The organism is Streptomyces sp. NPDC043908, from assembly GCF_056435525.1.
This window is the reverse complement of sequence record NZ_JBWKEI010000016.1, coordinates 177,486-185,325: the sequence shown is the minus strand read 5'-3', so window position 1 is coordinate 185,325 and position 7,840 is coordinate 177,486. Positions and strand designations below refer to the sequence as shown.

The 7,840-nt window shown below is 71.3% G+C and carries 6 protein-coding genes and 1 rRNA gene; 2 read left to right on the top strand and 5 right to left on the bottom strand.

Annotation, left to right across the window (positions count from 1 at the left end):
* A 5S ribosomal RNA gene (rrf, locus tag AC069K_RS30025) occupies window positions 1-91 on the top strand; the annotation flags it as partial.
* Window positions 92-173: 82 nt separating this feature from the next.
* Window positions 174-734, top strand: coding sequence for a GNAT family N-acetyltransferase (locus tag AC069K_RS30020; protein WP_478621565.1), 561 nt, complete (start codon window positions 174-176; stop codon window positions 732-734).
* A 45-nt stretch (window positions 735-779) separates the two neighbouring features.
* On the opposite strand, the gene AC069K_RS30015 is transcribed toward AC069K_RS30020, so the two are convergent.
* From AC069K_RS30015 to AC069K_RS29995, 5 genes are all read right to left on the bottom strand, one after another.
* Entirely contained in the window at window positions 780-2,474 is a 1,695-nt protein-coding gene (locus AC069K_RS30015) for a type IV secretory system conjugative DNA transfer family protein (protein WP_478621563.1), read from the bottom strand.
* Window positions 2,475-2,583: 109 nt separating this feature from the next.
* On the bottom strand, window positions 2,584-4,008 hold the full coding sequence (locus AC069K_RS30010) for an ATP-binding protein (RefSeq protein ID WP_365099976.1): 1,425 nt from the start codon (window positions 4,006-4,008) through the stop codon (window positions 2,584-2,586).
* 25 nt (window positions 4,009-4,033) lie between these two features.
* The gene (locus tag AC069K_RS30005) at window positions 4,034-5,584 is read right to left on the bottom strand and encodes an SCO6880 family protein (RefSeq protein ID WP_365099978.1); all 1,551 of its coding nucleotides are present in this window, start codon (window positions 5,582-5,584) and stop codon (window positions 4,034-4,036) included.
* Window positions 5,581-6,951 carry a hypothetical protein gene (locus tag AC069K_RS30000; RefSeq protein ID WP_478621560.1) on the bottom strand — a complete coding sequence of 457 codons (1,371 nt, stop codon included), beginning with the start codon at window positions 6,949-6,951 and terminating at the stop codon, window positions 5,581-5,583. The genes AC069K_RS30005 and AC069K_RS30000 overlap by 4 nt, the downstream gene beginning before the upstream one ends.
* Entirely contained in the window at window positions 6,941-7,789 is an 849-nt protein-coding gene (locus tag AC069K_RS29995) for a DUF8175 domain-containg protein (protein WP_478621558.1), read from the bottom strand. Before AC069K_RS29995 ends, AC069K_RS30000 begins: the two co-directional genes overlap by 11 nt.
* Between the last annotated feature and the right edge of the window lie 51 nt (window positions 7,790-7,840).

The window sequence follows — 7,840 nt, the reverse complement described above, 5'->3', positions numbered from 1 at the left end:
GCCCGGTTACATTCCGAACCCGGAAGCTAAGCCTTTCAGCGCCGATGGTACTGCAGGGGGGACCCTGTGGGAGAGTAGGACGCCGCCGAACAAATATTGCGGGAAGCCCCGCACCATGATCCGCAAGGATTAATGGTGCGGGGCTTTTCTGCGTTCCGTGGCAGGATCACGCCATGGACCACGTGATACGCCCCGTACGGGCCGATGAATGGCGCAAGGCCAAGGAACTCCGGATGGCCGGGCTCGCCGACCCCGCCGCCCCCGTCGCGTTCCTTGAGACCGCCGAAGAGGCAGCAGTACGCCCCGACTCCTTCTGGGAGGAGCGGACGGCCGGCGTCTCCGGCGATGCTCCCGGTGGGCGGCAGTTCGTGGCCGAGGGCCCGGACGGAACCTGGGCCGGCTCGGTCGTCGTCCTGGTCGAACAGGCCGGGAACGTGGACTTCTTCGGGCTGGACATCGAGGCCGCCCAGGGGCATCTCGTCGCTGTCTTCGTGCGTCCCGAGTTCCGGGGCGTCGGGCTCACCGAGCGGCTCTTCGAGGCCGCGCTGGAGTGGGCCTGGGCCCTGGAGCGGCCGCGCCTGGAGCGCGTACGGCTCTATGTGCACAATCAGAACGAGCGGGCCGAGGGTTTCTACCGGAAGTTCGGGTTCGTACGGACGGGCAAGACCGTCCCCGCCGGCGCCGGGCAGCCGGCCGCCGCGTACGAGGTAGAGATGGAGTTCCCGCGTCCGTAGGTCCGGCGTGTCTGTAACGCCCGTCTGGTGCTCGCAGGGGCCGGGCTAGGGCGTCAGTGTCTCGGTCCAGCGGGCCCGGGCCTGTTCGGCCGAGCGGAGCAGGACCAGGGTCGGCAGGCCCATGTCCTGCCCGGTCGACAGGAGTTCGGGCAGCCGGGGCAGCGGGGCGACCGCCGCCACGTCGTCCAGGACCAGCGTCATTGGTGGGTCGAGCCGACCGTCGGGTGACCGTTCGGCCATGCGGCGGCCGCGCTCGACCACGTCTGAGGCGAGGGCGGTCAGGAGGGGCATCGCGGCGGGACGGGACCGCGGATCCTCGATGGCTTCACCCACCACGTAAAGCGTGCCCCCTTCGGCGGCGAATGATGCCAGCGCGAGCGAATCCGCTCGGTTGGGTGTGCAGGCCTCGCGGATGTGGATCGAGGAGAGCGCGTCGAGCGCACGGGCCGTCAGCTCCTGGGCGATCTCCCGGCGTTCGGGGTGCGCGGTCAGCGCCGACTCCAGCAGGCCCGCCGCGCCGCTCATGGCCTTGGGGTGGGTGCGGAGTATCCGTACGGCCTCGTGGGCGCCGGTGCCCTGGGCCCAGCGGTGCATCTGCTTGACCGCCTTGCCGTCCCGGCTGTCCAGCGCGGCCGCGTGCAGCCAGCACCGCAGCAGGGTCTCGGCGGTGTCGGCCATGGCGGCGTCGATCCGGGCCTGCGGGCGTACCGGCGCGAGCAGAGCCGTCGCGCGCGCCGCCGCCACCTCCGCGTCCTCGCAGCCGCTCGTGGGCGACCAGTGCAGCCGGGCCGGGGTGTCGCAGAGGTGCCCCGGGTCGTACACGTGCACAGGGCCGAGCTTCGCGCGCGCGTCCTTCGTCTCCGCCCAGAGGCTCGGGTCCGAGGTGATGACGAGCGCGGCACCCTCGGCGTCCTGGATGGCCTGGACGGCGGTGGGGCGACGGGTGTCGGGGCCGCCGTAGACGAGTCGGGCCGGACGGGCCGCGCGCGGTGCGGGAAGACGTCCGGCTGGGTCGTCGGGCGCCCAGGCCGTGGGGGTGGGCGGGGTGACGGAGGCGGTGACAGGCGGGGCGGCGGGTGTGGGGGCGAGGCCCGGGGTGAGTGCGGCGGCGAGGCCGGGGGCGGCCTCGGTCTCGCTCCCCGCGCCCTCCTCCGTACGTACGGTACGAGCCGTATCCGGGTCCGTACCCGGGGCCGGACCCGGACCCTTGCTCATATCCACACCGGCACCGGCACCAACAGCGGCACCCACACCCGTACCCGGTCCCGTCCCCGTACTCGTAGCCCTATCCGTGTCCGTCGCCGTGCTCCACGCGCGCGTGTCCGTGTGTCTCGTCGGCTCGCCGGGCGTCTGCGCGGCCTGCGTCGCGGCCGCCTCTCTGGCTCTCGCGCGGACCGCCTTCCAACGGGACCACGTGCCGAGGGCGAAGATGAACAGCACGAGCAGGATGAGCAGTTCGCTGATGAGCAGGCCCCAGAAGAGGCCGTAGCCGGAGAGCTGGGCGGCGGGGGTGTCAGGCCAGGCCGCCGGGAGGTCGTGGGGGGCCTGGACCAGTTGGCGCAGGGCGAGCGGGGTGCGGGTGAACGTCACTGCGTCCGGCCAGGCGCCGTGGCTGAACAGGCCGGCGAGACCCGTCGCCATCCAGACCAGGACCGTCAGACCGAGCAGGAACGCGAGCAGCCCGACCAGTAGGGAGTCGGGGATGCCGCGCTCCTCGCCGCGGGAGCGGGACTCCGGCATTGCAGGCAACCTCCGGCGTGTCGGGCCGACTTGCGCGTGTCGGGGAACTTTGGTGCTGCGGGCGGCCGTTGATCGGGCGGGCCCCTCGGGGGGAGGGGCCCACCGACCGTCAGGCCACGGTCGACTCGGGGGAGGAGGTGCCTGACATTTGCTGTTCCATCATCGCTGCCCTGCGCTCGCTCTCCGATTCCAGACGGCTCTCCAGTTCGTGCGCGAGCACGTCGTCGGTCGCCGCCGACTCGGTCATGGCCCGGTCGGTGAAGACCAGGGGCCGTTCCCGCTCGGTGACCAGGTGTTTGACGACCTGGACATTGCCGTTGACGTCCCAGACGGCGATACCGGGCGTGAGCGTCGGGATGATCTCGACCGCCCAGCGGGGCAGGCCGAGGACCCGGCCCGTCGCCCTCGCCTCGTCCGCCTTCTGGGCGTAGATCGTCCTGGTCGACGCCATCTTCAGGATCGCCGCCGCCTCGCGCGCCGCCGCCCCGTCCACGACGTCCGACAGGTGGTGCACCACCGCCACGAAGGACAGACCGAGCCGCCGGCCGAACTTGAGCAGCCGCTGGAAGAGCTGGGCCACGAACGGCGAGTTGATGATGTGCCAGGCCTCCTCCACCAGGAAGATGCGCTTCTTGCGGTCGGGCCGGATCCAGGTGTGCTCAAGCCAGACGCCGACGATGGCCATCAGGATCGGCATCGCGATCGAGTTGCGGTCGATGTGCGAGAGGTCGAAGACGATCAGCGGGGCGTCCAGGTCGATGCCGACGCTCGTCGGTCCGTCGAACATGCCCCGCAGGTCGCCGTCGACCAGCCGGTCCAGGACGAGCGCCACGTCCAGGCCCCAGGCCCGGACGTCGTCTATGTCGACGTTCATGGCGACCGCCGAGGCGGCCTCCGGGTGGCGCAGCTGCTCCACGATGTCCATCAGGACCGGCTGGCGGTCGGTGATGGTCTCGTTGACGTAGGCGTGCGCGACCTTCAGGGCGAAGCCCGAGCGCTCGTCGAGCCCGTGCCCCATCGCCACCTCGATGATGGTGCGCAGGAGCGCCAGCTGGCCGGTGGTGGTGATCGCCGGGTCCAGCGGGTTGAGCTTGATACCGCCGTCGAGGGCGGCCATCGGGTCGAGCCGGATGGGGGTTATCCCCAGCTCGCGCGCGATGAGGTTCCATTCGCCGACGCCGTCCTCGCCCTGGGCGTCGAGGACGACGACCTGCCGGTCGCGGAAGCGCAGCTGGCGCAGCACATAGGTCTTCTCCAGCGCCGACTTGCCGTTGCCGGACTCGCCGAGGACCAGCCAGTGCGGCGCGGGCAGCTGCTGGCCGTACAGCTGGAAGGGGTCGTAGATGTATCCCTTGCCGCTGTAGACCTCGCGGCCGATGATCACGCCCGAGTCGCCCAGGCCCGGCGCCGCCGTCGGCAGATAGACGGCCTGCGCCTGGCCCGTGGAGGTGCGCACCGGCAGCCGGGTGGTCTCGACCTTGCCGAAGAGGAAGGAGGTGAAGGCGTTGGTGAGCGCGGAGAGCGGATCTCGCATGAGCAGGGCCCCTATCAGCTCTCGGCTAGCGGCGGATGCCGGTCGCGAACGGCAAGGTGTTGACGAAGGCCCGGTGGTGCTCGCGGTCGCACCACTCCAGTTTCAGGTACGACTTGCCGGCCGAGGCGCGGATGGTGCGCTTGTCCCTCGCCAGGGCCTCGGGGGAGCGCGCCGACACCGTGATGTACCCGACGAGGTTGACGCCTGCCGCGCCGCTGGCGAGATCTTCACCCCGTTGGTCGAGGCGGCCGTGGGCGGCGATGTCGCGTGGGTCGACGGTGCGGTTCATCTTGGCCGCGCGCGAGGCCTCGGCCTCGTCGTTGGTCTTCTCGGTGAGCATGCGTTCGATGGCGACCTCGGTGGGTTCGAGGTCCATGCAGACCGCGACGGTACGGATCACGTCCGGGGTGTGGACGAGCAGGGGGGCCAGGAAGTTGACGCCCACGGGGGTCATCGGCCACTCCTTCACCCACGCCGTGGCGTGGCACCAGGGCGCGCGCGTGGAGGACTCGCGGGTCTTGGCCTGGAGGTAGGTGGGCTCGACCGCGTCCAGCTCGGCGGGCCAGGCGTTGCGCTTGGTCATGGCCTGGATGTGGTCGATGGGGTGGTCGGGGTCGTACATGGAGTGCACGAGCGAGGCGAGCCGGCCCTGGCCGAGCGGCTGGCGCACCCGGATGTCGGCCTCGGCGAGCCGGGCGCAGATGTCGGTGAGCTCGCGGGCCATGACGACGGCGAGCCCCGCGTCCCGGTCCAGCTTGCGGCCGGTCTGGGGGCGGGCGGCGCGGGCCATGGCGTTCGCCTCGGCGGCGAGCTCGCGCGAGTACTGCATACAGGCGACGAGGTACGCGCGGTGCTGCTCGCTGGAGGTCGACACCATGGACTGGAGCTGCTGGTAGGACTCCTGGAGCCAGTCGGGGGCGCCGTGGTCGCCGCGCTGGGCGACGTCCTTGGCGTGCGCGTCCGGGTCGGCGGGCAGGGTGCGGGCGAGCATCTGGAGGCGGGTGACGAACCCGTCGCCGTTGGCCACGTGCTTGAGCAGGGTGCCGAACCGGTCGACGAGCGCCTCCTGGTCCTCGGAGTCGCGCAGGCCGACGCCCGGACCTTCGATCTCGATGGCGGCGGTGACGGTCCGGCGGTCGGCGTGCAGGAGCACGGCGATCTCGTCGGGCCCGAAGGGCGCGGCGAGCCAGTTGATCCGGCCGATGCCGGGCGGCGGCCCGACCTCGACCTCGCGCCCGTCACCGCGCACGCCCGCCTCCATGGCGCCGGAGCGGTAGGTGGTGCCGCGCCGCAGGGAGCGTTTGTAGCTGCGGTTGATCTCGAACCACTTGTAGAACGTGCGGTGTTTGTACGGGAGGTACACGGCGGCCAGCGCCAGCATGGGGAAGCCCATGAGGAGCAGGATCCGCAGGGACAGGACGGGGACCAGCAGTCCGCACATCATGCCGAGGAACGCGCCGCCGATGATCAGCGCGATCTCGCCGGTCTCGCGGTTCTTGCCGACGATCGCCGACGGCCTGGCACGGCCGATCAGATACGTGCGGCGGGGCGAGACCGGTTGGGACTGGGTCGTCAACGCCCTCCACCTCCTGTGCTGTTGTTGCCTTTGGTGCCGGTGTTGCGGCTGCTGTGCGGGGTGCCGCTGGTGGGTCCGGAGCCGCTACGGGGCGGGGGTGCGGCGGAGGGGACAGGTCCGCCGCCGCCACCGCCGCCGGATGAGCCCCGGCTGCTGTGGGCGGCGACGCCGCCGGACATCGGGTTGGCGGGGCGGGCCTGGGCGCCGCCGCCCCCCTGGTTGCCCCGGCTGCTGTGGGTCTTGATGCCCTGGGAGACGAGGGCGGCCGGGGAGGAGATCACGGCGGCGGCCTGGGAGCCGTCGGTGGCCTGCTTGCGGTTGGTGCGGGCGGCGGCGATCTCGTCGCCGAAGCCCGGGACGAAGCGGTAGATCATCGCGGAGGCGAAGATGGCCAGCAGGATGATGGCGAGGCCGGAGACGACGGCCTGGAAGGAGTCCGGCCCCTTCCCGGCCGACAGCGCGCCCGCGAGGCTGAGGACGATCACGATGATCGGTTTCACCAGGATGACCGCGATCATGATCCCGGCCCAGCGGCGGACGTGGCCCCACATGTTCTTGTCGACGAGTCCCGAGTACACGACGACGCCGAGCAGCGCTCCCACGTACAGCAGGAGGGCGCGGATGTAGAGCTCCAGGAAGAGGATGCCGGCGGCGAGGATGGTGACCAGCGAGACGACGATCAGCATGATCGGTCCGCCGCCGATGTCCGTTCCCTTCTTCAGCGCGGCCGAGAACGAGCCGAAGAAGACGTCGGTCTGGTCGCCGGTGCCGGCGGCGATGACGTCGGTGACGGCGTCGGTGGCGTTGACGACGGTGTAGAGGATCAGCGGGGTGAAGGCGGACGCCAGCACGGTCAGCCAGAGGAACCCGACGGCCTCGGAGATCGCCGTGGTCAGCGGCACCCCCCGGATCGCCCGCTTGGTGACGGCGAGCAGCCACAGGACGAGGGTGAGGATGGTGGCGGCGGCGAAGACGACGGCGTAGCGGCCGAGGAAGGCGGGGTCGGTGAAGTCCACCTTGGCGGCGGTCTTCACGAACTTGGAGAGCGTGTCGACGACCCACACGGCGGCGTCGGCGCAGCCTTTGGCGAGGGAGGTGAGGGGGTCGGCGGGGTCGCCGGGGGCCACGTTCGAGGGCGAGGTGCCGGGCTTGCCGTTGCCCGAGTCGCAGTAGTCCTTGGCGGGGCCGCGGATGAGGTCACAGGGCCCGCTGGTGCTCGCCGCCGGACTCGGCGTGGGACTCGGCGTGGGACTGGGGGCGGGGCTCGGTGCCGCGTACGCGAACGTGGCGGCGAGGACGGCCGTCGTCTGCACGGCCGCCAGCACCGTGGCGAGGGGGAGGGCGCGGCGGGGCCGCTTACCGGGCATAGGTGAACCCTCCGTACTGCTCGACGGCGTCGGCCATGTCCTTGGCGGTCGCGGCGGCCTGGTCGCGCCCGACGGGTGCCGGACCGTCCTTCTGGGTGAAGTCGGTGACCTTCCAGTCGTTGCCGACCCACTTCAGCTGGAAGGTGTTGGTGTACCAGCCCTCGGAGACCGGGTTCTTCGAGCCCTCACCGGCGAGACCGAACAGGGCCGAGTACCAGACGGACACGCTCGCGGTGCCGTTGCCGTACGCCTCCACCTTGGAGCCGACCGGGTTGAACCGGGAGATGAAGATCAGCCCGTTGGGCGCGGTGCCGTCCGGCTTGAGGCCGATCCTGGAGAGGAACTCCGGGCCCGAGTAGGCCCGGTCGAGATCGCCTTGGCGGGCCGCCGCCACGTCCGGCGCGTACACGGTGCTCACGATCTCGTGGCGGCGTGCCTGGTTGTACATGCCGTCCGAACCGAGCGCCACGACATAGTTCGCCGCCGCCGACTGTGCCCCCTGCTCCGTCTGAGCGAAGCCCGAGGCGATTCCGCCCGTCTTGCCCTCGACCGGCTTCGCCCCGCTCGCCGCCGTCGGGTTCGATCCCGTGTGCTTGGGGTCGTCCGAGGTGCCGCCGCCGCTGTCGCCCCGGTTGGCGAAGGCGATCGCGGCGACGAGGAGCGCCACCACGCCCACGATCATGATCATGGAGCGGGAGGCGCGGACGGGGCGGCGGGCGCCGCCGTACACGTCGGCGCCCTCGCCCTCCGGCAGCCGGGTGCGCGTCTGGCGCGTACCGCCGACGGTGCTGTACGCGTCCTCCGTGCGCCTGGAGTCGTGCTCGTCGCCGAGGCTCATGCCGCGTACGCCCCCTCAACCCTTCGCTGGTCCGTCGTGTTGTAGTACGAC

What these genes read in the sequence shown, in the direction of transcription:
- AC069K_RS30015 (WP_478621563.1), bottom strand. Translation starts at nt 2,474, where the DNA reads ATGCCGGAGTCCCGCTCCCGCGGCGAGGAGCGCGGCATCCCCGACTCC.
- AC069K_RS30000 (WP_478621560.1), bottom strand. Translation starts at nt 6,951, where the DNA reads ATGCCCGGTAAGCGGCCCCGCCGCGCCCTCCCCCTCGCCACGGTGCTG.
- AC069K_RS30010 (WP_365099976.1), bottom strand. Translation starts at nt 4,008, where the DNA reads ATGCGAGATCCGCTCTCCGCGCTCACCAACGCCTTCACCTCCTTCCTC.
- AC069K_RS29995 (WP_478621558.1), bottom strand. Translation starts at nt 7,789, where the DNA reads ATGAGCCTCGGCGACGAGCACGACTCCAGGCGCACGGAGGACGCGTAC.
- AC069K_RS30020 (WP_478621565.1), top strand. Translation starts at nt 174, where the DNA reads ATGGACCACGTGATACGCCCCGTACGGGCCGATGAATGGCGCAAGGCC.